The following is a 22,634-nucleotide window of genomic DNA, read 5'->3' as shown; positions in this document are numbered from 1 at the left end:
ACATGTCCGACTTATCAGTTAAGCCGGAGTTCGAGAAACTGCAGTGGGAGGTCGCGGCGCTGACCGGGCGGATGCGCTCGGTGGAGCTGGAGCGCGACTCCTGGCGGGCCCGGTGCGAGCGGCTCACCGAGCAGCGCGACCGGGAACGGGAGAAGAGCCGGCGGTTGCGCAGCAGCGGGTCGTACCGGCTCGGCCGGGCGCTGGTGTCGTTCGTCAAGGACCCCTGGCACACCTCGCCCCGGCTGGTCCGCGGGCTGCTCCGGCGGCTGCGGCCGCGGACCGGCGGCGGGCCGGTGGTGCCCGAGCAGGTGACCCGGCAGCCGGCCGCCCAGCGGCGCCCGGCCCACCTGTACGTCGCGATCGGGCTGGACCACGACGCGCTGCGCGACTTCCTGGTGACGGTCAACCAGCGGCTGCTGGTCACGCCGGACCACCGGCCGGTGGTGCTCACCGACGATCCGGCGTTCTCGCTGCTGCGCAAGCTCGGGGTGCTGCTGGAGTACCTGCCGGACCGGGCCACCTGGGAGCGGCACCGGCCGGACCGCGCCTGGGACGATTTGCTCGCCGAGCGGCTGGCCCAGCTGTGCCGGGACCACGCCACCGAGCGGACCGTGGTGGTGGACCGGCAGCACCCGCCGGTCCTCTCCGACCTACTCGATCTTCGGTAGCGCGGCCTCCAGCAGCGGGGCGACCGTCTGGGCGTATGTCGTGGTCAGGTGGTTGGAGTCCCGGTAGGCCAGCACGTTGCCGACGATCGGCGGGCAGAAGTCCGTGCACAGCCAGGGGACCGGGTTGATCAGGGTGACGCCGGTCAGCCCCGCGACGGCGGCCCGCTGCTGTGGCCCGCGCAGGGCGACTGAGGCGCTCTTCCCGCACCGGTTGACGCGCTTCAGGCGAGCCTGCCGGGCCACGCAGACCGGGACCCGCTCCGCGAAATAGGGCGTGTCGAGAATCAAGGCGACCCGTCCCCCGAGCGAGGCCGCGGTCCGCTGCCAGGCCGCCCGCCACTGGGCGGCTTCTTCGGTACGGGTGTCCACCGGCCGGTAGTTGAAGCTCGACCCGATCACCACCAGCGCGGGCCGCAGCGCCCTGATCCGGGCCACCGCCGACGCGTGGAACGCGGCGCACTCGGTGTACTCCCGCTTCAGCCCGTCGTGCCAGAGCCGCAGGTCGGCCGCCGAGCAGGAGGACTTGCTCAGCGACACCAGCCGCCAGTGGCGCCGCTTCGCGATCCGGTCCAGCGCCGGGAACCACTGGGCCGCGTGCGAGTCGCCGTAGAGCACCACGGTCGTCGCCGCGCGCGGATCGCCGTAGACGCAGCCGGCCGGCGCCACCGTCACCGGCGCCTCGACGTGGCAGTGGTCCGCCCACACCCGGGCCTTGTCCGCGTTCACCCGGGCCAGCGCCGGGGCCAGGTTGCCGGGCAGCTCCCGGACCTGGCGGCCGGCCCGGACCGCGCGGGTGATCACCGCGTACGGGTCGGCGGCGTGCGCGGCCGCCGCCCGCAGGTCCCGGATCGTCGCGCCGGCCGGCACCGGGTGCGGCAGCAGCGCGATGGTGACCGCGGTGGCGGCCACCGCCGCGGACAGCCCGGCGCCCAGGCCGAGCGCCCGGACCGGGCGCAGCCGCAGCCGCGGGTGGTGCCGCACCGGGTTCTCCACCAAGTGGTAGGTCACCCAGGCCAGGCCCAGCGCGGCGGCCGAGAGCAGCAGCCCGAGCGGCACCGACGGCTCGACGCCGAGCGCGGCCGGGGCGATCAGCAGGACCGGCCAGTGCCACAGGTACCAGCCGTAGGACAGCCGCCCGACCGCCTGCAGCGGCCGGGCCGCCAGCGGCCGGCACCCGCCGATCAGCACGGCCGCCGCGCCGGCGACCGGGAGCAGGGCGAAGAAGCCAGGGTACGACGTGCCGTCGTCCAGCCACAGCGCGGCGCCCAGGATCCCGGCCAACCCGGCCAGGCCCAGCCACCGGTTCTCCAGCCGGGGCGCGAAGACCGCGATCAGCGCGCCGGCGCCCAGCTCCCACGCCCGGGTGTGCGGGCCGAAGTACGCCCACGGCGCCGACCGCGCGGTCTCCCACACCGCGGCCGCGAACGAGGCGGCCACCAGCGTGACCAGCAGCGGCTTGCGTTTCGGCAGCATCAGCAGCAGCGGCCAGAACAGGTAGAACTGCTCCTCCACCGCGAGCGACCAGAAGTGCTGGAACGGCGACGGCGGGGCGTCCGCGTTCAGGTAGTCCGTGCCGGTGGACGCGAACCGCAGATTCGCCACGTACCCGGCGGCCGACAGCGCGTCCTCGGCCAGCTCGCCCAGCCGGATCGCGGGCAGCCACAGCCGGGCCGCGACCAGCGTGCAGACCAGCACCAGCGCGGCGGCCGGCAGCAGCCGCAGGGCGCGCCGGGCGTAGAACCGGCGGATCGACACCCGGCCGGTCGCCGCCCGCTCGCGCAGCAGCAGCGAGGTGATCAGGAACCCGGAGATCACGAAGAAGACGTCCACGCCCACGTAGCCGCCCGCGGCGAACGGCACCCCGGCATGGCCCAGCACGACCAGGAGCACCGCGATCGCGCGCAGGCCCTCGAGATCGGAACGGAAGTTCGGCGACAGGCTCATCGCCCTCTAACGCGCCGCCCCGCGATCGGGTGTCGGCCTGTCGGGTGCGTCGCAACCCGACACCGGCGAGGTCGTTGCCTCTGGTGTGACAGCCGAGGCCCCGAGCGCCACCGTACGGCCGGACCCCGGCGCCGGGCGGCGGCCCGCGGCCGACCCGGCGCCCCCACGGCCCTGGCGGCCGGTCTGGCGCGGCATCCTGCTGCACTGCGCGCTGGTCCCGCTGGTGGTGCTCGCCCCGCTGGTCGCCCTGCAGCCCAGCGCCGACCACCGGTTCAACGTCTACGCCAACGGCGCCCGCTACCTGTCCCGCCCGTGGGAGCTGGCCGGCGAGGCGTTCCGTTCCGTCCCGCAGTATCTGGCGCTGGGCAACTTCCGGCCGCTCGGCCGGATGGTGGAGTGGCTGCTCGACGCGGTCACCTTCGGGCTCACCGACCTGTTCGGACTGCCCGCCAACATCTCGCTGCGGCTGGTCTCGTTCGCCGCCGCCATCGTGCTGACCCTGGCCACCGTGATGCTGGCCGAGTGCGTGGTGAGCCGGGGCCGCCCGTTCGCCGGGCCGCCGTCGCTGGCCACCGCGGTGCTGCCGTTCGCGGTCGGCGGGAGTTTCGTGGCGGCCGGCCGGACCAGCACCACGGTGCTCTTCGGCGGCCTCTACTTCGTCACCGCCGCGCTGGCCCTGCTGGTCGGTGCGGCGGCCGCCCGGATCGTCGGCCGGATCCGGCTGGGCGCCCGGCTCGGCACCGGCGCCGTGCTGCTCGGCGCGGCGCTGGCCGCGTTCAACGAGATGGCCTGCCTGGCCGTGCCGCTGGCCACCCTGGTGATGCTGATCCGCGCCCGGCTGCTCGGCCTGTCCTGGCGGGAGACCGCCGGCGGCACCGGAGCCCGGTTCGTGGCGCTGCTCTGGGCCGGGTTCCTGCCGGTGGCCGTACCGGTCCGGGTGATCATCGCGGCGAAGTGCGCGGCCGGCGACTGCTACTCCGGCTCGGACGTGGCGCCGGCCGGCGCGCTCGCCGCGCTGCCCAACCGGCTCACCTCCTGGGTGCCGCCGTTCACCTGGCAGCGCGCCACCGAGGGGCCGTACGGGCACACGCTGACCGCCGCGCTGCCGCTCGCGCTGGTGGTGCTGCTCCTGCTGGTCCGCCGGTTCTGGACGGACCTGCCGCGCTACGACACCCCGGACCGGCGGCAGGCCTGGGCGCTGGCCGGGACCGGGCTGGCGGTGCTGCTGCCGGCCGCCGCGATGGGCGCGCTCAACCCGCAGCTGCAGCGGCTCGCCGCGGCCGGCTGGTGGGGCCTGGGCTGGCGGGACAGCGCGCTCGCCGGGGCGGCCGGGGCGTTGCTCACCGTGGCGCTGCTGACCGGCCTGTTCGCCCGCGGCCACCGGACCGCCCGGACACACCGGCTCGGCACCCTCGGCGGCGTCCTGCTGCTGGCCCTCGTCGCCGCGGTCTCGGCCAGCGCGAACCGGGACCACCGGGCGGCCGCCGCGGCGGAGAAGCCGGCGTTCGTGCACGACCGGGTGGCCCAGGAGATCGTCGACTTCGACCGGTCCGCGGCCGGCGACGTCCGCCGCTGCACGCTGCGCGACCAGTTCCGCGCCGGCCTGCCCCGCGACCGCCGCACCGGCTACCCGCCCGAGATGCGCCGCTTCGACCAGGCTGTCGACACCGCGACCCGCGAACTCGCCGGCCGCCCGTTCTGCACGAAGGCGCCCTGATCCCAACCGGTCCGGCCCGCCGTCCGTTCCGCACCCGGGCCTTCTGATCTCAGCCGGTCCGGCCCCTGGCCCGCTCTGTACCCGGGCCTTCTGATTTCAGCCGGTCCGGCCCCTGGCCCGCTCTGTACCCGGGCCTTCTGATTTCAGCCGGTCCGGCCCCTGGCCCGCTCTGTACCCGGGCCTTCTGATCCCATCCGGCCCGGCCCCCGTCCCAACTCGCCGGGCTGCCTGTCGGGGCGTCTGTCGGCGGGGCGGAGCGGACGGCTGGCGCGGACCGGCTACGGTCGCCCGATGTCCCGGAACGAGGGGTGGCGCGTGCCGAGCAACGTCCCGCCGATCCTGCGGAGCCCGCGGCTGGCCCGTCTGGTCCGCTATGGGCTGAGTGGCGGAGCGAGCGCACTCACCCATTTCGGCATCGGCCTGCTCGGGGTCCACCTGCTGCACCTGCGACCGGTGCTCGCCTCGACGGCCGGCTTCGTCGCCAGCATCGTCGTCTCCTACGTGCTGCAGCGCTGGTGGGTCTTCCGCTCCACGGCGGGCCACGCGATCGCCGGCTCCAAGTTCCTGATCGTCACCGCGGTCGCCTTCACCGTCAACACGCTGGTCCTGTGGCTGGGCACCGAAGTCTTCGCCGTCCCCTACCCGATCGTCCAGCCGATCGCGCTGACCGTGATCCCCCTGATCAACTACTTCCTCAACTCCCGCTGGACCTTCGCCACCACCTGAAGCCTCGGCCGCCGGGTCACGGATCCGCACCTGGTTGCGGCTCTGGGCGCCAGGCCATGGGGTTCCCTGGTCGCGGTTCCGGCCGCCGGTCAGGGCCGCCGGTCAGGGCCGCCGGTCACGGCCGGCGGCCGGCACGGTTGTCGCAGGCCGCGGGGCTCCCTGGTCGCTGTCCCGGCCGCAGGCCACGGCCGCCGGCAACACGGTTGTTGGCAGGTCGCGGCGGGTCGGGGCTCGTGGTCCGGTCTGCGAACGGCAGCAACGCCGGTGTTGGCAGGCCGCGCGGGTCGGGCTCGTGGTCCGGTCGCGAACGGGAGCCACGCCGGTGTTGGCAGGCCGCGCGGGTCGGGGCTCGTGGTCCGGTCTGCGAACGGCGGCAACACAGTGGCTGGCAGGTCACGGCCGGTCCGGCTCGTGGCCCGCTCGGGACGCGCGCAGCCCGCCCTCCCCAGGGGGACCATCCTCGGACAGTGTGAGGGATTTCCGAGGGCCTCGGCGGGCGGGCTGTGGACGACACGGTGGTGTGGACAACGGGGTTGCGGTGACCACCCGCGGACCGTGCAGGGCCCGGCGATCGTCATGGACGCGCCAGCGGCCAGATCGCCGGGTCCGGCCCGCGCTACTTAAAGAGAATTTGGTGTACGACCGCGGCCCGGCCAGGCTTGGTCGAGGTGATCGGTAGGGTGCTCAGGCCCGCGCTGCCCACTCATATGGCGGGGTGTGGCTCTCTCCCGGCTTGGACCCTGCCGGTCACCGTGGCGCGGAGTGGCTGAAGAGGGGTTTGCCCAGCTGTAAGTAGCGTTGCCCTCCCGCTGGTGTGGTTCTGCCGCGACGACGGGAAGGTCAACGGGTACATGGGTCAGCTGATCATTGGAGTCGATCCGCACAAGCGGTCCGCGACGATCGAGATCATCAACGAGCGTGAACAGGTGCTGGCCCGTGGCAGGTACGGCACCGACACCGGTGGCTACCAGCAGATGCTCGCCGCCGGCCGCCGTCACGCCGGCCGGGTGTGGGCGGTCGAGGGCTGTAACGGCATCGGCCGGCACCTGGCCCAGCGGCTGGTCGCCGACGGCGAAACCGTGCTGGACGTCCCGGCGAAACTCGCCGCGAAAGCCCGCAACTTTGACACCGGGCACGGCCGTAAAACCGACGGTCACGACGCGCACCACATCGCGGTGACCGCCCTGCGCACCCCGGGCCTGCGCCGCGTTCACGCCGACGGCGCCACCGTCGCGCTGCGGCTGCTGGCCGACCGCCGCGACCAGCTCGGCGCCACCCGCACCGAGACCATCAACCGGCTGCACCAGCTACTGCTCGAACTGATCCCCGGCGGCGCGAAGAAGAACCTGACCACCGACCAGGCCCGCACCCTGCTCGAACGCGTCAGCGTCCCGGCCGGCGACATCGTCACCGCCACCCGCTATCAGCTGGCCGGCGACCTGGCCGACGAGCTCACCACCCTGGACACCAAGATCAAAGCAGCCAACCGGCAGCTGAAGACCGTGCTGGCCGCCACCGGCACCCAGCTGACCAGCCTCAACGGCATCGGCCCCTCCGGCGCCGCCCGCCTGCTCGGCGACATCGGCGACATCAGCCGCTTCCCGACCCGCGGGCACTTCGCCACCTGGAACGGCACCGCCCCCATCGACGTGTCCTCCGGCGACAACCATCATCACCGGCTCAACCGGGCCGGGAACCGGCGCATCAACCGGGTCCTGCACATCATGGCCATCACCCAGCTCCGCTTCGACACCCCCGGCCGCGCCTACTACCAGCGCAAACGCGCCGAAGGCAAAACCGCGATGGAAGCCATGCGAGCGTTGAAACGACGCCTGTCCGACACCGTCTACCGCCAAATGATCAAAGACGACCACACGGCACAACAGACAGCGACGGGTCCGGGAGGACACACGGGGGCGACTCTGAACTCCAGCGCGGCCGACCCAAACCCCAAGATCGACACTTCGGAAAAGTCACAACCCGGACCCGCCAACCACCACCCTAAAACACCCCTCACACCAACCCCTTGACAGAGGGGTGCCGGGAGCATGCGATCCGAACCCCGCCGGACCTGCGTAAATGATGATTTGGAGGGTGGCCGCAAGCAGCCAGGAGCGGAGGCGACCGGGCCGGAGCGGGAACTATCGGGAAGCGGCTACAGGCGATGGGCCTCGCGGATCGTCGTCACGCCTCGGGTGTCGAAGAAGCGCTTCGCCAGGCGGGCCAGGTGGTCGGCGTCGTATTCGCGGTGGTTCTGCACCAGGATGACCAGGTCGGCGGAGGCGACCGCGGACTCCAGGTCGTCGACGCGGGAGACCGGCACCCCGGCCACGTCCCAGGTCCGCACGTGCGGGTCGTGGTAGGCGACGGTCGCGCCCAGGGCGGCCAGCTGGCGGGCCAGCGGGGTGGCCGGCGACTCGCGCTGGTCGGCGATGTTGGCCTTGTAGGTGATGCCGAGCAGCAGCACGGTGGACCCGCGGACCGCCTCACCGTCCGCGTTGAGCAGGTTCTGCGCGCGCCGGGCGACGTAGGCCGGCATGGTCGCGTTGATCTCCTGGGCCAGCTCGACGAAGCGGAACGGGTAGCCGAGCTTGCTGCGGACGTTGTGCGAGAGGTAGTTCGGGTCGATCGGGATGCAGTGCCCGCCGACGCCCGGCCCGGGGTAGAACGCCTGGAAGCCGAACGGCTTGGTGGACGCCGCGTTGATCACGTCCCAGAGGTCGATGTCCAGCTCGTGGCAGAACCGGGCCATCTCGTTGACCAGCGCGATGTTGACGTGCCGGTAGGTGTTCTCGAGCAGTTTCGCGGTCTCCGCCTCCCGGGTGCCGCGCGCCCGGACCACCTGCTCGATGAACCGCCCGTAGAACCCGGCGGCCGCCTCGGTGCAGGCGGGGGTGTAGCCGCCGACCACCTTCGGGGTGTTGTGCGCGCCGTAGGAGGCATTGCCCGGGTCGATCCGCTCCGGCGAGAACGCCAGGTGGAAGTCGATCCCGGCGGTCAGCCCGGAGAGCTGTTCGAGCAGCGGCCGGACCACGTCGTCGGTGGTGCCCGGGTAGGTGGTCGACTCCAGCACCACCAGCATCCCGGGGCGCAGGTTGCGGCCGATCGAGCCGGTCGCGCCGGTGACCGCCCGCAGGTCCGGGCCGTCGCCCTCGGAGAGCGGGGTGGGCACGCAGATCACCGCGGTCCGGGCCTGCGCGATCTCGGTCTCGTCGGTGGTCGGCCGGAACCCGCCGGCCAGCATCTCGCCGATGTCCGCGTCGCTCAGGTCGTCGACGTGCGAGAAGCCGGCGCCGAGCGCCTTGACCACGTGCTCGTCGACGTCGAAGCCGAGCACCGACAGCCCGGCCCGGATCGCCTGCTGGGCCAGCGGCAGCCCGACATACCCCAGGCCGAGGATGACCACGTCGTAGCTCAAGGGACTCTCCTTGTGATGGTGGGTGTGCTCAGGCGGCCGGCGGGAGGGCCAGCGCGCCGGCCGGTTGCCGGGGCGCGATCAGGTGCGGGACCCGCAGCTCGAACGGCGAGGCGAACGGGAGGTACGCGGGCAGGAAGTCGGCCAGCAGCGCCGCCTGCTCGGCCACCGCGGCGTCGCCGGTGTCCACGTCGTTCAGGCAGAACGCGTCGACGTTGCGCGAGCGCAGCAGCCGGGCCAGCCGGAACGGGGTGACCGGGTCGGCCAGGTCGGTGTACTTGTAGCGGAGCACGCCGGGGGTGGCCAGCCCGGTCAGGTAGGCGTAGTACTGCTGCAGCGAGGAGAGCAGCGACACGTCGTCCGGGTGCCGGAACTGGTGCTCGGCGGTGCTGCGCAGCGGCTCGGCGAACCGTTCCTCGATCTCCTCCAGCACGCTGCGCCGGGACGGGTGCGGCGCGTGCATCATCTTGCGGGTCAGCACCCGGCCGAAGGTCTTCTCGATCAGCCGCCGGTTGTTCTTCGCCGCCGAGTCGGCCGGCCGGTCGGCGGGCCCGCGCGGGGCCAGGTCGACCTGGGCCGCGGACGGGAAGAACTTGGTCAGCCCGCCGGCCGTGAAGAACAGGTCGGGGGTGACCGGCCGGCCCAGGATCACGTCGTCGTTGAGGTAGAGGAAGTGTTCGGCCAGCCCGGGGATCCGGTGCAGCTTCGACTCGATCGCCTGCGAGTTGAAGGTCGGCAGCCGGCCCGAGTCGCCGAAGATCTCCCGGTGGCTGACCACGGTCAGCCGCGGGTGGTTGCGGTCCAGCCAGGACGGCGTCTGGTCGTCGGTGACCAGGTAGACGTGCCGGACCCAGGGCGCGAAGCAGTGCAGCGCGCGCATCGAGTAGCGCAGCTCGTCCCGGCTGATCCAGCGGGAGTCGTTGGCCGCCTGCCCGTTGATCTCGCCGACCCACGGGTTCTCGGCCAGTGCCCGGGCCTTGCGCCGCTGCCAGGCCGGGTCGCTGCCGTCCACCCAGGTGTAGACCACGTCGATCGGGAAGCCGATCCGTTCCGGGCTGACCGCCGTGAAGATCCGCCGGGTGCGCCAGGCGGTGGTGTCGTCCGGCGCGCAGAACGCGCCGAAGGCCGGCTCCGGGGCGGTCACCACCGGCTCGCCGGGCGGCACGACGTCGGCCACCGGGTTGCGGCGCGGGGCCACCAGGCCGCGGCTCTCCGGCCGCCAGAACTCCACGTCGCAGGCGTGGTCCGGGCCGAGCACCAGGCTGCCGCCCGGGTCGGCGACCGGCCAGCAGGCCGCCACCACCCGGTCCTCGCGCCCCTTCGGGCCGCTCCGCCGGAGCATTCCCCGGTCCCGGTCCGCCGCTCCGGCCAGGATGCGCATCACCAGGTCGCGATCGGTTTCCGGTACGGCCACCGCGGTCCGCCCGGGCTCGGTGGCCGGCACCCGGAACCAGTCGACCCCGGCCTGGTCCAGCGCCGCGGTGACCCGGTCCAGGTTGGCCCGGCGGACCTCGGCCGGGCTGGTCGTGGTGACCACCCGGGCACCGAGCCGGCCGTGCGGGGTGCGGACCCGGATCACCCGGCCGGCCGCCGCCGGGTTGTCCCGCCGGGCCGGGCCGAGCGGCATCAGCGCGCGGGTCAGCCGCAGGCGGCGTTCCGGCGCGATGCGGGGCAGGACCCGGTTCTCGGCCGCCTGGAAGATCCGTCGCCGGATCGGCCAGGGCGTCTGACGGAGAAGCCGCCGCAGGGTCACGCCGTCGTCCTTTCGCCGCACGTCCACCCGAGCCTTAACGCCACGGTCGAGAGGGAAGTTGCGGTCTATGCGGTTAAGCGCCGATATACACCGGTTATCCGGCTCTCGTGGGTAATCCCGGAAGTCCCACCCCTAGGGGAACGTCTCAGGGGGTCGGCCGATGCGGGTCGTTGCGCGGGCGCGGCATGGTGGAAGGCAGTCGAGGACCGGGAGGCTCGGATGGGCAAGGCAGTGATGTACGTGCTGGCGCTGATCGGCGGCGTGGTCGTGGTCAGCTGGGTGGCCCACGCGCTGTTCGGCGCGTTCTTCTACCTGATCGCGGCCGCGCTGGTGGTCGGCGGCGGGCTCTGGCTCTACGGGAAGGTGAAGAAGGAGATCGCCCCGGGGACCCGTACCCAGCGGCGGATCGAGGCGGCGACGAAGACGTACCGGATGCGGAACCGGTGAGCCTCCCCCGCTACAGCTAGGCTTGCGGTCTACGCCTCAACCACCGACCAACGGGAAGTCGCACCGTGTTTGACACCCTGAGTGACCGCCTGTCCGGGATCTTCACCAAGCTCCGCGGCAAAGGCCGGCTCACCGATGCCGACATCGACGCCACCGCGCGCGAGATCCGCCTCGCGCTGCTCGAGGCGGACGTCGCGTTGCCGGTGGTCAAGGCATTCATCGCCAGCCTGAAGGAACGCGCGCGGGGCGCCGAGGTGTCCCAGGCGCTGAACCCCGCGCAGCAGATCATCAAGATTGTTCACGAAGAGCTGATCAACACGCTCGGTGGCGAGGGGCGGCGGCTGGTCTTCGCCAAGCAGCCGCCCACCGTGATCATGCTGGCCGGCCTCCAGGGCGCCGGCAAGACCACGCTGGCCGGCAAGCTGTCCCGCTGGCTCAAGGGTCAGGGCCACCAGCCGCTGCTGGTCGCCGCCGACCTGCAGCGGCCGAACGCGGTCAACCAGCTGCAGGTGGTCGGTGGCCGGGCCGGCGTGGACGTCTACGCGCCGGAGCCGGGCAGCGGCGTCGGCGACCCGGTCAAGGTCGCCAAGGACTCGATCGAGGTCGCCAAGCGCACCGCGAAAGACATCGTGATCGTCGACACCGCCGGACGTCTCGGCATCGACGAGGAGATGATGCAGCAGGCCCGTGACATCCGGGACGCGGTCCAGCCGGACGAGGTCATCTTCGTCATCGACGCCATGGTCGGCCAGGACGCGGTGCAGACCGCCGAGGCGTTCCGCGACGGCGTCGGCGTCACCGGCGTGGTGCTCTCCAAGCTCGACGGTGACGCCCGCGGTGGCGCCGCCCTCTCCGTCCGGCACGTCACCGGCCAGCCCATCCTGTTCGCCTCCACCGGTGAGAAACTCGAGGACTTCGACGTCTTCCACCCGGACCGGATGGCCAGCCGGATCCTCGGCATGGGTGACGTGCTGACCCTCATCGAGCAGGCCGAGCAGGCCTTCGACGAGGATCAGAAGGAGAAGATGACCAGCAAGCTGCTCGGTGGCGAGCAGTTCACGCTGGAGGACTTCCTGGACCAGCTGATCGCGGTCCGCCGGATGGGCCCGATCGCCAACATCCTCGGCATGATGCCCGGCATGGGCCAGATGAAGGACCAGCTGGCCGAGCTGGACGACAGCCACTTCGACCGGGTCACCGCGATCATCCGCTCGATGACGCCGAAGGAGCGCACCGAGCCGAAAATCATCAACGCGTCCCGCCGGCTGCGCATCGCCAACGGCTCCGGGGTCACCGTGATGGAGGTGAACCAGCTGCTCAACCGCTTCGCCGACGCGCAGAAGATGATGAAGCAGATGAGCGGCATGATGGGCCTGCCGGGCGGCCGTCGCAGCGCCACGAAGAGCTCGAAGAACAAGCGCAAGGGCAAGAACAACCGCCCGCGGACGGGTGGCGGGATGCCGGGTGGGATGCCGGCCGGGTTCCCGGGCGGGATGCCCCAGCTGCCGCCGGGCCTGGACCCGAACGCGCTCGCCGGTGGTGGCATGCCGCCGGGCTTCAAGCTGCCGAAACTCGACTTCAACAAGCTGAACAAGCCGAAGGACGACAAGCGGTAACTAGGCATGGCGCATCTTGTCGCGGCGCTAGTATGGTGGGAGGCGATTCCATCAAGGAGGAGCCGATGACCGCTGCGCCGCACTTGAGCGAGCTCGAGATGATTGATCACCTGCTCGGACGAGACGACCTGACCGTCGACGACATCGCAGACCTTCCTGAGGATCTCCGATACGAGTTGATCGACGGAAGGCTCGTCTTGTCCCCCCTCGCCCTGCCGTTCCATCAGTACCTGAGCTTCCGGGTCGCTTCCGCAGTCCAGGAGTTTTGCCCGGAGAGCGTCCTCATCACCGTGGAGCAGGCGGTTCTGCTGGACCGTCGCAACGAGTTGCGTCCGGACATGGTTCTGGTCCGGGAGGAAGGCGCTCTGAGGTCGCCGGTCAAGCCGAGGGACGTGCCCTTGGTGGTCGAGGTCATCTCGGAGTCCTCGAAGAGGTTTGACCGAACCGGCAAGCTGAAAAAATACGCCTATGTCGGAATCGTGAATTACTGGATCGTCGACCCCTTGGCTGATCGCATTACTTTTACCCAGTTCGCGCTCGGCGCGGACGGCGCCTATCGGCAGTTGCTGGAGACCAGCGACCTGGTGACCGTCGACGAGCCCTGGCAAGTCACGCTCGACCTGCCCGCGTGGACGCGACGGCGTGATCGCATCCGTGCGGTGGCCCGGCCGGACGTCTGAGGTGCTGATCCGGTAGGACTGTTCCCATGGCGTTGCATGTGCGTGGGGCGGTTCTGCCGGACGGCGAAGTGCGGGACCTCTGGCTGGTCGGGGATCGGGTCACGTTCGAGCCGGTGGCCGAGGCCGAGACGATCAGTGACGGCGGGTGGATCGTGCCCGGGCTGGTGGACGCGCACTGTCACCTCGGGATCGCCTACGGGGCGAAGCCGATCAGCGGGCTCGACCAGGCTCGCGAGCTGGCGGCGATCGACCGGGACGCCGGGGTGCTGGCGTTGCGCGACGCCGGCTCGCCGTACCCGTACCCCGAATTGGATGACGAACCGGGAGTGCCCCGCCTCGCCCGCGCCGGGCGGCACGTCGCGGCCCCGCGCCGCTATCTGCGGGACATCGGCGTGGAGGTGGCCGCCGAGGAGGTCGCGGCCGCGGTGACCGCGCAGGCCAAGGCCGGGACCGGCTGGGTGAAGCTGGTCGGCGACTGGATCGACCGGGAGGTCGGCGACCTGGCCCCGAGCTGGGACGCGGCGACCATGGCGGCGGCGGTCGAGGCGGCGCACGCGGCCGGCGCCCGGGCCGCGGTGCACACGTTCTCCGAGGAGGGCGTGGAGATCATGGTGCGGGCCGGGGTGGACTCGGTGGAGCACGGCACCGGCCTGTCCCTGGAGCTGATCGACGAGATGGCCCGGCGGGGGACCGCCCTGGTGCCCACGATGATCAACATTAGGACGTTCGGGAAGATCGCCGACCAGGCCCGGGAGAAGTTCGCCGGGTACGCCGACCACATGATCGCCCTGCGCGACAACTTCCCCGAGGTGGTGCTGGCCGCGCACGAGGCCGGCGTGCCGATCTACGTGGGCACCGACGCGGGCGGGGGGATCCGGCACGGGCTGGCCGCCGAGGAGATGCTCTACCTGCACGAGGCCGGTATCCCGGCAGCCGACGTGCTGGCCGCCGCGTCCTGGCGGGCCCGGGAGTGGCTGGGCTTCCCGGGGCTGGTCGAGGGCGGGCTGGCCGACCTGGTGGTCTACGACGCCGACCCGCGCGCCGACCTGCGCGTGGTGAAGGCGCCCCGCCGGATCGTGCTGCGAGGCGCCGTCATCCGCTGAGACCGAGCCGCGGTCCGCTGAAGCCGAGCCGCGGTCCGCTGGGACCGAGCCGCGGGCCGCTATCCGGTGAGGCTCCAGATCCGCAGCCCGTCGGCGACCGGGCAGGCCAGCCGGTCCGTGGTGAAGGCGCACTCGCCGAGCTGCAACGGGATCTCGCCGAGCGGCTCGACGCGGCCGTCCGCGACCCGGATCCGTTCCACCGTGCCGCTCGCCGTGACCCGTAGCAGGGTCTCCGGGGTGAGCCAGTGGATGTCGGCGTCCGGCGCCCGGTAGAGCGACCGCCCGTTCTCGTCGTAGAGCTCGGTGATCCCCTGCCCGCCGGCCAGCACGCGCCGGTCGGACGCGGCGAGCCCGTTCACCCGGTCCGCGGTGGGGAACTCCCCGAGCTGCCGGCCCTGCCGCGGGTCGACCGTGACCACCCGGGTCCCGGTGGGGCTCCCGTCCAGCAGGAACAACCGCTCCCGGAACATGTCGACCGAGTGCAGCTCGTTGCCGGCCGGCGCGGTGAACACCACGGCCGAGGCGCCGGAGCCGAGATCGGTGGCCCGCACCCGGTACGCCCGGCCGGCGGCCTCCTGGGTGATCAGCCACCCCTGGTAGGCGATCGTCATCCCGCGCTCGGCCGGCGGCGGGACGGTCAGGCTCCGGGTCACCGTGCCGGTGCCGACGCTCACCACCCGGACCTGACCGGCGCGGCTGACCTGGACCAGCCGGTCGTCGGTGCGGACATCCATCATCCGCTGGCCCTCGGTGCGCGTGACGATCGCCGCCACCGGCCCGTCGCCGAGGCCGTCCAGCGACCACTGCCGTTTGCCGCTGCGCCAGTCGTACAGGGCGGTCTGCCCGGTCCCGGACAGCCGGATCAGCCCTCGCTCGTGCGGCAGCACCCGGTCGTTCCCGGCCACCGGCAGCTCCCAGCGCACCCGGCCGTCGGCCGCGTCGTAGACGCTCACCGTCGACTCGCTGGAGAGCATCACCGTCTGGCTCACCGCCCACAGGCTGGACAGCTCGCCGGGCTTGCCCGGGCGCTGCGCGGTCCACACCCCGGCGCCGGTCGTCAGGTCGGCCGCGAGCAGGTGGATCGTGCCGTCGGCGGTCTGCCACTCGGTGAAGGCCCGGCCGCCGGCCACCGCCGAGGTGTCCGCCGCCAGCGTGCCGCCGAGCCAGATCGGCGCGCCGACCGGGGTCAGCGCCCGGGCCGACGGGGACACGGCCGGCGTCGCGTGCCGGCCGGGCCGGTGCAGCAGGCCGGCGATTCCGCCGGCGACCAGGCACACCGCGACCGCGGCGGCGATCGCCGCCTGGTTCCGGCTGCGCCGCCGCCCGCGGCGGCGGGCCAGTTCGGCGGGGGCGATCGGGATCGCGTCGGCCTGCCGGCCGAGTGCTGTGAACAGCTCGTCGAGGTCAGTGGGCATCGGTCGTCCCCTCCGGGAGCAGCGTGGGTTCCAGCGAGCCGAGCGCCGTGGCGAGGCCGGTCCGGCCGCGGGACAGCCAGGACTTGACGGTGCCGATCGACGCGCCGGTCTCCGCGGCGATCTCGGCGACCGACCGGTCCAGCAGGTAGTGCAGGGCGAGCGCGTTGCGGTGCGCCGCCGGCAGCGTGCGCAGGGCCCGGACCAGCAGCACGGTGTTCTCCGAGGGCGGCGCGACCGGCGGCCGGGGCGGCTCGGCCGCGGCCCGGTCCCGCCGGACGAACAACCGGCGCCACCGGTCGGTGGCCAGCCGGTTCACCACGAGCCGCAGCCAGGCCTCCGGATCCTGGTAACCCGAGACGTGCCGCCAGCGCTGCCAGGCCCGGGCGTAGGCCTCCTGCACCAGGTCCTGCGCCTCACCGGGGTCGCCGGTCAGGCCGTAGGCGTACCGCATCAGACGCCGGGAGGTGTCCCGGTAGAACCCGTCGAAGTCCATCCATCACCCCGTTCGTCTCCGTTGAGGGACACGGGATGCCCACCCGGCGGGTTGCGGCCCGGTCGCGACTAGGATGCGTCCTCATGGCTCGCGTGCTCACTCCCCGTGCGGAGGACTTCCCCCGCTGGTATCAGGACCTCATCGCCAAGGCGCAGCTCGCCGACAACGGCCCGGTGCGCGGCACGATGGTGATCCGGCCGGTCGGCTACGCGATCTGGGAGCGCATGCAGGCCGACATGGACGCCCGGATCAAGGAGCAGGGCGTTCAGAACGCGTACTTCCCGCTCTTCATCCCGGAGAACTACCTGCGCCGCGAGGCCGACCACGTGGAGGGCTTCTCGCCGGAGCTGGCCGTGGTCACCCATGCCGGCGGCAAGGAGCTCGCCGAGCCGCTGGTGGTCCGCCCGACCAGCGAGACGGTGATCGGCGAGTTCATGGCCAAGTGGGTCGACTCGTACCGTGACCTGCCCCTGCTGTTGAACCAGTGGGCGAACGTGGTGCGCTGGGAGCTGCGGCCGCGGACCTTCCTGCGGACCACCGAGTTCCTCTGGCAGGAGGGGCACACCGCGCACGCCACCGAGCAGGACGCCCGGGACCACGCGCGGGACATCCACAAGAACGTCTACGAGGCGTTCATGACCGAGATGCTGGCCATCCCGGTGGTGCCCGGCCGCAAGACCAAGGGTGAGCGGTTCGCCGGCGCGACCAACACGATGACCGTCGAGGCCATGATGCGCGACGGCAAGGCGCTGCAGATGGGCACCTCGCACGAGCTGGGGCAGAACTTCGCGAAGGCGTTCGACATCACCTACTCGTCGGCCGAGCGCACCGTCGAGCACGCCTGGACCACGTCGTGGGGCACCTCGACCCGGATGCTGGGCGGCCTGATCATGGTGCACGGCGACGACAACGGCCTGCGGCTGCCGCCGCGGCTGGCGCCGATCCAGGTGCAGATCATGGTGGTCAAGGCAGGCGAGGGGGTCGCGGAGGCGGCGGCCCAGCTCCAGGCAGATCTCAAGACAGCCGGCGTACGGGTGAAGCTCGACGACCGCAGTGACATCCCCTTCGGCCGCCGGGCGGTCGACGCCGAGCTGCAGGGCATCCCGATCCGCGTCGAGGTCGGTCCGCGCGACCTGGCCAACGGCAACGCCGTGGTGGCCCGCCGGGTGGACGGCTCGAAGTCGCCGGTCGCGCTCGCCGAGGTGGCCACCGCGGTGGTCGCCGCGCTCAAGGCCGACCAGCAGCGGCTCTACGACGACGCGCTGGCGTTCCGGGTGGAGCGGACCGTCGAGGTGAAGACGCTGGGCGAGGCGATCGAGGCGTCGCAGACCGGCTGGGCCCGGGTGCCGTGGTCGGCGGTCGGCGAGGCCGGTGAGAAGGAGGCCAACGGCAAGGCCGTCACGGTCCGCTGCCTCACCCGCGAGGACGGTTCGATGCCGGAGTCGGACGAGGAGCCGGGCCTGGTCGCCTACCTGGGGCGTTCCTACTGAGCTGATCCGCGGCGGAAACAGAAGGACGATCGTTTTTTGAGCGTGAACTTCGAGCCGGGCCGCTTGATCCTGCACCGCGACACCCACCGCGACCGGATCGCCTTCGTGCACCCCGGCCGGGTGGTCTCGGACGACGAGCGCGGGCTGCTCATCTGGGTGGCCCGCGGCTCCACCATCGCGGTGGAGACCGCGCTGGACGGGCGGTTCTCCCGGGACATGCCGTCGTTCCTCGACTGGGCGACCGTCGAGAAGGCGCCCCGGTCGGCGACGTGGCGGGGGCCGGGCGTGCTGCGCCTGTTCCCGCCCGGGGCGAACCACTCCGTCTGGTGGTTCCGCGACGATCGGGGCGACTTCACCAACTGGTACGTGAACCTGGAGGAGTCGGCGGTCCGCTGGGACGACGGCGACGTCGCCGGGATCGACGTGACCGACCAGGACCTGGACATCGTGGTGGCGCCGGACCGGAGCTGGCGGTGGAAGGACGAGGACGAGTTCGCCGAGCGGCTGGCCGCGCCCGAGCACTACTGGGTGCGGGACGAGGCCGAGGTCTGGGCGGAGGGCCGCCGGGTGATCAAGAAGGTCGAGGCGGGGGAGTTCCCGTTCGACGGCACCTGGACCGATTTCCGCCCGGATCCGGCCTGGACGGCGCCGGCCGAGCTGCCGGCCGGCTGGGACCGCCCGGTGCTGGCAAGGACATAGCGGGGCCGGTTGGGCTTCCGGGCTTCCGGTCTGGCAGAATGGCTTGTTGGTATCCGGCATGTCGTGTGGCGCCCTCTAACCCCGCACGCACCGCCAATCCACGAGGCATCGGCCCCGCATCCCCACGCGGGTTCCGGTCGGCTCACCCACGCAGTCACCAGGAGCGAATACACCGTGGCCGTTAAGATCCGGCTCCTGCGGATGGGCAAGATCCGCAACCCGCAGTACCGCATCGTCGTCGCCGACTCGCGCACCAAGCGCGACGGCCGCGCCATCGAGTACATCGGCATCTACCAGCCGAAGGAACACCCCTCGCTGATCGAGGTCAAGTCCGACCGCGTGCAGTACTGGCTCGGCGTCGGCGCGCAGCCGAGCGAGCCCGTCCAGCGGATCCTGGAGAAGACCGGCGACTGGCAGAAGTTCAAGGGCCTGCCGGCCCCGGCGCCGCTGCTGGTCGCGCCGAGCAAGCAGAGCCGCACCGAGGTCTACGAGGCCGAGGCGAAGGCTGCCGCCGGGCTCGCCGACACCAAGCCGGCCGCCACCCCGAAGAAGGCGAAGACCGAGAAGGTCGCCGCTGCTCCGGAGGCCGCCGAGGCCAAGCCGGCGCAGACCAAGGCCGCGGACCCGGCCGAGCCGAACCGCGAGGCTGTCGCCGAGACGGCAGAGGACCCGGCCGGTGCCGGCGCCGACGCGAGCTGACGGGGCGCTCCGGCCCGCGCTGGAGCACCTCGTCAAGGGCATCGTCGACAACCCGGACGACGTCCGGGTCCGTCTGGTCGACTCGCGCCGCGGCAAGCGGCTCGAGGTCCGCGTGCACCCCGAGGACCTGGGAACGGTCATCGGGCGCGGCGGGCGCACGGCCAAGGCGCTGCGTCAGGTGATCGGGTCGATCGGTGGGCGCGGCATCCGCGTCGACATCGTCGACGCGTACTGATCGATGCTGCTCGTCGTCGGCCAGATCGGCAAACCGCACGGCATCCGGGGCGAGGTCTCGGTCGTCGTGCGGACCGATGAGCCCGAGGAACGCTTCACCGTCGGGTCGGTGTTCACCACGGAGGTCCCCCGGGACCGCCGGGTGACCGCCGGCCCGGCGGGCGCTCCCGCCCCCGGCACCCGTTTCGAAGTTCCCCAGCAGCTCAAGCTCGAGCAGATCCGCTGGCATCAGGGCCGCGGCATCGCGCTCTTCGAGGGCATCCACGACCGCAACGTCGCCGAGGCGATGCGCGGCGTCTTCCTCCAGGTGGACAGCGCCGACCTGGCGCCCCCGGAGGACCCGGACGAGTTCCACGACCATCAGCTGATCGGGCTGCGGGTGGAGTCGCTCGACGGGACCGCGCTGGGCACCGTGCAGCGGATCGACCACGCCCCGTCCTCCGACCTGATCGTGCTGGCCAAGTCCGGTGGCGGGACCGCGCTGATCCCGTTCGTCACCGCGATCGTGCCGACCGTCGACCTTCCCGGCGGCCGGGTGATCGTGGACCTCCCGGAAGGCCTCCTCGATCTGTGAAGGTCGACATCATCTCGATCTTCCCGGACTACTTCGCCCCGCTCGACCTCTCCCTGATCGGCAAGGCGCGGACCACCGGGACGCTCGATCTCACCGTGCACGACCTGCGCACCTGGACCTACGACGTGCACCGGACGGTGGACGACAGCCCGTACGGCGGCGGTCCCGGCATGGTGATGCGCCCCGAGCCGTGGGGTGAGGCGCTCGACGCGGTCGCCACGCCGGAGGCGACGCTGGTCGTCCCGTCCCCGGTCGGCAAGCCGTTCACCCAGGCCGACGCGTACCAGCTGGCCGCGCTGCCGCACCTGGTCTTCGCCTGCGGGCGCTACGAGGGCATCGACCAGCGGGTGATCGACGACGCGGCGTCCCGGATGCCGGTGCGCGAGGTCTCCCTCGGCGACTACGTGCTGTTCGGTGGCGAGGTCGCGGTCATCGTGATCATGGAGGCGATCACCCGGCTGCTGCCCGGGGTGCTCGGCAACGCCGACTCGCTGACCGAGGAGTCGCACGCGGCCGGCCTGCTCGAGGCCCCGGTCTACACCAAGCCGGCGGCCTGGCGGGACCGGGAGGTGCCGGACGTGCTCCGGTCCGGTGACCACGGGCGGATCGCGCGCTGGCGGCGTACCGAGAGCTTGGTGCGGACCGCGGCCCGCAGGCCGGACCTGTTCGCCGCCTACCCGCCGGAGAACCTCGACAAGAAGGACCGCAAGGCCCTGGCCGAGGCCGGATTGGAGCTCCCGCCACCCGGTGTGGCAAAGTAGGGAGGTTGCCGTCTTCGCCCCACGCCGTGGGGTGGGACGAGGGCCCTCTGAAGTGGTGGAGGGTCAGCAGTACCCGTCTGCGTCACCGAACTCACGGTGAGCACTAGTTATACGAGGATGCAGCGATGAACACGCTGGACGAGCTCGACGCCCAGTCGCGGCGCACCGACATCCCGGACTTCCGGGCCGGTGACACGCTCAAGGTGTACGCCCGGGTCGTCGAAGGTAACCGTTCCCGTGTCCAGGTCTTCCAGGGCGTCGTGATCGGCCGTCAGGGCTCCGGCCTGCGCGAGACCTTCAAGGTCCGGAAGATCAGCTTCGGCGTCGGCGTGGAGCGGACCTACCCGTTCAACAGCCCGGCGATCGACAAGATCGAGGTCGTCACCCGTGGTGACGTCCGCCGCGCGAAGCTCTACTACCTGCGTGAGCTCCGTGGCAAGAAGGCCAAGATCAAGGAGCTGCGGGAGAAGCAGTCCGTCTGAGCCTCTCAGATCCGGCACAGCCTTGAGGGCCTAGGCTGACGGCTGTGCCGGATGATGAACCATTCCAGTCCTACCGCTCGTAACTTTCCCTAGCCGGGAAACTCGGGCGGTAGTGCTGTATCCGGGGGCGGTTCGGCCGGAAGCGTCAGGAGATGCGAAGCGTGGATCCGATGGAAGGCTATCGTCCGGCCCGGCGACGGTCGGTGCTGCGGCGCAAGGAGATGCCCCTCTGGCAGGAGCTCCCGCTGCTGCTGGTGGTTGCGTTCTGCCTGGCCGTGCTCATCCGTACCTTCCTGGTCCAGGCGTTCTACATCCCCTCCGGGTCGATGCAGAAGACCCTGGAGCTCAAGGACCGGGTGCTGGTCAACAAGGTCGTCTACGACATGCGCGACCCGCTGCGCGGCGAGATCGTGGTGTTCCGCGGCACCGACAACTGGGCGCCGGAGACCACCGAGCCGGTCAGCAACACGTTCGGGGCGAAACTCGGCCGGACCATCGGTGACCTGGTCGGCGTCAGCCGCCCCGGGGAGCGGGACTTCATCAAACGGGTGATCGGCCTTCCGGGTGACAAGGTCGCCTGCTGCGACGACCAGGGCCGGATCACGGTGAACGGGGTGAGCATCGATGAGGCGTACATCGCCGACGGCTTCAACTCCGACCTGAGCCAGCCGCCGATCGCCGGTCAGTGCACCAGCCGGAAATTCGCCGAGATCACCATCCCGGCCGGGCAGATGTTCGTGATGGGTGACCATCGCGCGGTGTCCCAGGACGCGCGGTGCCAGGGTCCGGTGCCGATCGAGAACGTGATCGGTCGCGCCTTCGTGATCGTCTGGCCCACCGATCGATTCAAGAGTCTCGATGTTCCGGACGTCTGGAAACAGTTCGCCCAGGAGCATCCGACGGCGGCCGCCGGCCCGCCCGTGCCGCAGCCGCGACAGGATCCCGAGACGGCCGGCAGTCTTTTCCCGCTGCTGCTGAGTGCGGCGTTATCCGCGCGTTCCGGCATGTCGTTCGTGACTCGACGACGTAGGCTCCGAGCGTGATTGACGAGCAGACCGAAAAACGTCGCGGGTCCTTCTGGCGCGAGCTTCCCATCCTGCTGGGCGTGGCGATCCTGGTCGCCGTGCTGGTCCGGGCGTTCGTGCTGCAGACGTTCTACATCCCGTCCCCGTCGATGGAGCACACGCTCAACGTCTGGGACCGGGTGCTGGTCAACAAGCTCGTCTACGACTTCCGGGACCCGCGCCGCGGGGAGATCATCGTCTTCAAGGCGCCCACCGACTGGCAGTCCGGCGCCGAGGGCGAGGACTTCATCAAGCGCGTGATCGGCACCCCGGGCGACCACGTGGTCTGCTGCGACCCGCAGAACCGGCTGGTCATCAACGGACACTCGCTCGACGAGCCGTACATCTACACCGACGCCGACGGCACCCGGAACCAGGTGGCCGACGAGAAGTTCGACATCACCGTCCCGGCCGGGCGGCTCTGGGTGATGGGCGACCACCGCGAGGCGTCCGGCGACTCGCTGGAGCACTACGAGCAGAGCACCGCGGCCGACGAGGCCGGCAAGCTGGCCGACTCGACGATCACCATCGACTCGGTGGTCGGCCGGGCGTTCACCATCTTCTGGCCGGCCGGGCGCGCGACCTGGCTGACCGTCCCGGACACCTACCGCGACATCCCGGACGCCGCCGCCCGGTGAGAGGGCGGTTCGGAAG

22 protein-coding genes are annotated in these 22,634 nt (G+C 71.7%); 17 read left to right on the top strand and 5 right to left on the bottom strand.

The window, feature by feature from the left end:
• Positions 1-2: 2 nt before the first annotated feature.
• Positions 3-668: a hypothetical protein gene (locus BJY16_RS02365; RefSeq protein WP_185037486.1), complete on the top strand. Its 666-nt coding sequence runs from the start codon at positions 3-5 to the stop codon at positions 666-668.
• Here BJY16_RS02365 and BJY16_RS02360 read toward each other — a convergent pair.
• Entirely contained in the window at positions 651-2,612 is a 1,962-nt protein-coding gene (locus tag BJY16_RS02360; protein ID WP_185037485.1) for an acyltransferase family protein, read from the bottom strand. The two genes, BJY16_RS02365 and BJY16_RS02360, sit on opposite strands and share 18 nt — an antisense overlap.
• Before the next feature lie 85 nt (positions 2,613-2,697).
• Between BJY16_RS02360 and BJY16_RS02355 the strand changes: the two genes are divergently transcribed.
• From BJY16_RS02355 to BJY16_RS02345, 3 genes are all read left to right on the top strand, one after another.
• Positions 2,698-4,329: a hypothetical protein gene (locus tag BJY16_RS02355; protein WP_185037484.1), complete on the top strand. Its 1,632-nt coding sequence runs from the start codon at positions 2,698-2,700 to the stop codon at positions 4,327-4,329.
• Between the two features lie 291 nt (positions 4,330-4,620).
• On the top strand, positions 4,621-5,055 hold the full coding sequence (locus BJY16_RS02350) for a GtrA family protein (protein WP_185037483.1): 435 nt from the start codon (positions 4,621-4,623) through the stop codon (positions 5,053-5,055).
• 812 nt (positions 5,056-5,867) lie between these two features.
• Positions 5,868-7,085 (top strand): IS110 family RNA-guided transposase, encoded by a 1,218-nt coding sequence (locus BJY16_RS02345; protein WP_311775284.1) that lies wholly within the window; start codon positions 5,868-5,870, stop codon positions 7,083-7,085.
• Positions 7,086-7,210: 125 nt separating this feature from the next.
• Here the strand turns inward: BJY16_RS02345 and BJY16_RS02340 are convergent, their stop codons facing one another.
• A complete protein-coding gene (locus BJY16_RS02340; RefSeq protein ID WP_185037482.1) occupies positions 7,211-8,473 on the bottom strand; it encodes a nucleotide sugar dehydrogenase in 1,263 nt (420 codons plus the stop codon).
• A gap of 28 nt (positions 8,474-8,501) precedes the next feature.
• Positions 8,502-10,223, bottom strand: coding sequence for a stealth family protein (locus tag BJY16_RS02335; RefSeq protein ID WP_185037481.1), 1,722 nt, complete (start codon positions 10,221-10,223; stop codon positions 8,502-8,504).
• Positions 10,224-10,442: 219 nt separating this feature from the next.
• On the opposite strand from BJY16_RS02335, the gene BJY16_RS02330 reads away from it, so the two are divergent.
• The 4 genes from BJY16_RS02330 (at position 10,443) to BJY16_RS02315 (ending at position 14,069) form a co-directional block, all read left to right on the top strand.
• On the top strand, positions 10,443-10,670 hold the full coding sequence (locus tag BJY16_RS02330) for a hypothetical protein (RefSeq protein ID WP_185037480.1): 228 nt from the start codon (positions 10,443-10,445) through the stop codon (positions 10,668-10,670).
• Between the two features lie 65 nt (positions 10,671-10,735).
• Positions 10,736-12,286, top strand: coding sequence for a signal recognition particle protein (gene ffh / locus BJY16_RS02325; protein WP_185037479.1), 1,551 nt, complete (start codon positions 10,736-10,738; stop codon positions 12,284-12,286).
• 65 nt (positions 12,287-12,351) lie between these two features.
• Entirely contained in the window at positions 12,352-12,966 is a 615-nt protein-coding gene (locus BJY16_RS02320; protein WP_185037478.1) for a Uma2 family endonuclease, read from the top strand.
• 26 nt (positions 12,967-12,992) lie between these two features.
• On the top strand, positions 12,993-14,069 hold the full coding sequence (locus BJY16_RS02315) for an amidohydrolase family protein (RefSeq protein WP_185037477.1): 1,077 nt from the start codon (positions 12,993-12,995) through the stop codon (positions 14,067-14,069).
• Positions 14,070-14,128: 59 nt separating this feature from the next.
• On the opposite strand, the gene BJY16_RS02310 is transcribed toward BJY16_RS02315, so the two are convergent.
• Positions 14,129-15,484: an outer membrane protein assembly factor BamB family protein gene (locus tag BJY16_RS02310; protein WP_185037476.1), complete on the bottom strand. Its 1,356-nt coding sequence runs from the start codon at positions 15,482-15,484 to the stop codon at positions 14,129-14,131.
• Positions 15,474-15,977 (bottom strand): SigE family RNA polymerase sigma factor, encoded by a 504-nt coding sequence (locus BJY16_RS02305; RefSeq protein ID WP_185037475.1) that lies wholly within the window; start codon positions 15,975-15,977, stop codon positions 15,474-15,476. The genes BJY16_RS02310 and BJY16_RS02305 overlap by 11 nt, the downstream gene beginning before the upstream one ends.
• A gap of 83 nt (positions 15,978-16,060) precedes the next feature.
• Here BJY16_RS02305 and proS point away from each other — a divergent pair, with 83 nt between their 5' ends.
• The 9 genes from proS to lepB (BJY16_RS02260) all read left to right on the top strand — a co-directional run bounded on the left by proS (position 16,061) and on the right by lepB (BJY16_RS02260) (position 22,618).
• The gene (gene proS / locus BJY16_RS02300; protein ID WP_185037474.1) at positions 16,061-17,467 is read left to right on the top strand and encodes a proline--tRNA ligase; all 1,407 of its coding nucleotides are present in this window, start codon (positions 16,061-16,063) and stop codon (positions 17,465-17,467) included.
• A gap of 42 nt (positions 17,468-17,509) precedes the next feature.
• Positions 17,510-18,166 carry a ribonuclease FAU-1 family protein gene (locus BJY16_RS02295; RefSeq protein ID WP_185046230.1) on the top strand — a complete coding sequence of 219 codons (657 nt, stop codon included), beginning with the start codon at positions 17,510-17,512 and terminating at the stop codon, positions 18,164-18,166.
• A 174-nt stretch (positions 18,167-18,340) separates the two neighbouring features.
• The gene (gene rpsP / locus BJY16_RS02290; RefSeq protein WP_185037473.1) at positions 18,341-18,865 is read left to right on the top strand and encodes a 30S ribosomal protein S16; all 525 of its coding nucleotides are present in this window, start codon (positions 18,341-18,343) and stop codon (positions 18,863-18,865) included.
• Positions 18,843-19,100 carry an RNA-binding protein gene (locus BJY16_RS02285; protein WP_014447131.1) on the top strand — a complete coding sequence of 86 codons (258 nt, stop codon included), beginning with the start codon at positions 18,843-18,845 and terminating at the stop codon, positions 19,098-19,100. Before rpsP ends, BJY16_RS02285 begins: the two co-directional genes overlap by 23 nt.
• Before the next feature lie 6 nt (positions 19,101-19,106).
• Positions 19,107-19,673: a ribosome maturation factor RimM gene (gene rimM / locus BJY16_RS02280; protein ID WP_185046229.1), complete on the top strand. Its 567-nt coding sequence runs from the start codon at positions 19,107-19,109 to the stop codon at positions 19,671-19,673.
• Complete coding sequence (gene trmD / locus BJY16_RS02275; RefSeq protein ID WP_185037472.1) at positions 19,670-20,434, top strand: tRNA (guanosine(37)-N1)-methyltransferase TrmD; 765 nt, start codon at positions 19,670-19,672, stop codon at positions 20,432-20,434. The genes rimM and trmD overlap by 4 nt, the downstream gene beginning before the upstream one ends.
• A 125-nt stretch (positions 20,435-20,559) precedes the next feature.
• On the top strand, positions 20,560-20,916 hold the full coding sequence (gene rplS / locus BJY16_RS02270; protein WP_185037471.1) for a 50S ribosomal protein L19: 357 nt from the start codon (positions 20,560-20,562) through the stop codon (positions 20,914-20,916).
• A 152-nt stretch (positions 20,917-21,068) separates the two neighbouring features.
• Positions 21,069-21,959 carry a signal peptidase I gene (gene lepB / locus BJY16_RS02265; protein ID WP_185037470.1) on the top strand — a complete coding sequence of 297 codons (891 nt, stop codon included), beginning with the start codon at positions 21,069-21,071 and terminating at the stop codon, positions 21,957-21,959.
• The gene (gene lepB / locus BJY16_RS02260) at positions 21,956-22,618 is read left to right on the top strand and encodes a signal peptidase I (protein WP_185037469.1); all 663 of its coding nucleotides are present in this window, start codon (positions 21,956-21,958) and stop codon (positions 22,616-22,618) included. Before lepB (BJY16_RS02265) ends, lepB (BJY16_RS02260) begins: the two co-directional genes overlap by 4 nt.
• Positions 22,619-22,634: the final 16 nt, after the last annotated feature.

Origin of the sequence: Actinoplanes octamycinicus (assembly GCF_014205225.1) — a bacterium.
Classification (GTDB): Bacteria; Actinomycetota; Actinomycetes; order Mycobacteriales; family Micromonosporaceae; genus Actinoplanes; species Actinoplanes octamycinicus.
The sequence above is the reverse complement of the archived record's forward strand: the minus strand, read 5'-3'. Positions and strand labels throughout refer to the sequence as shown.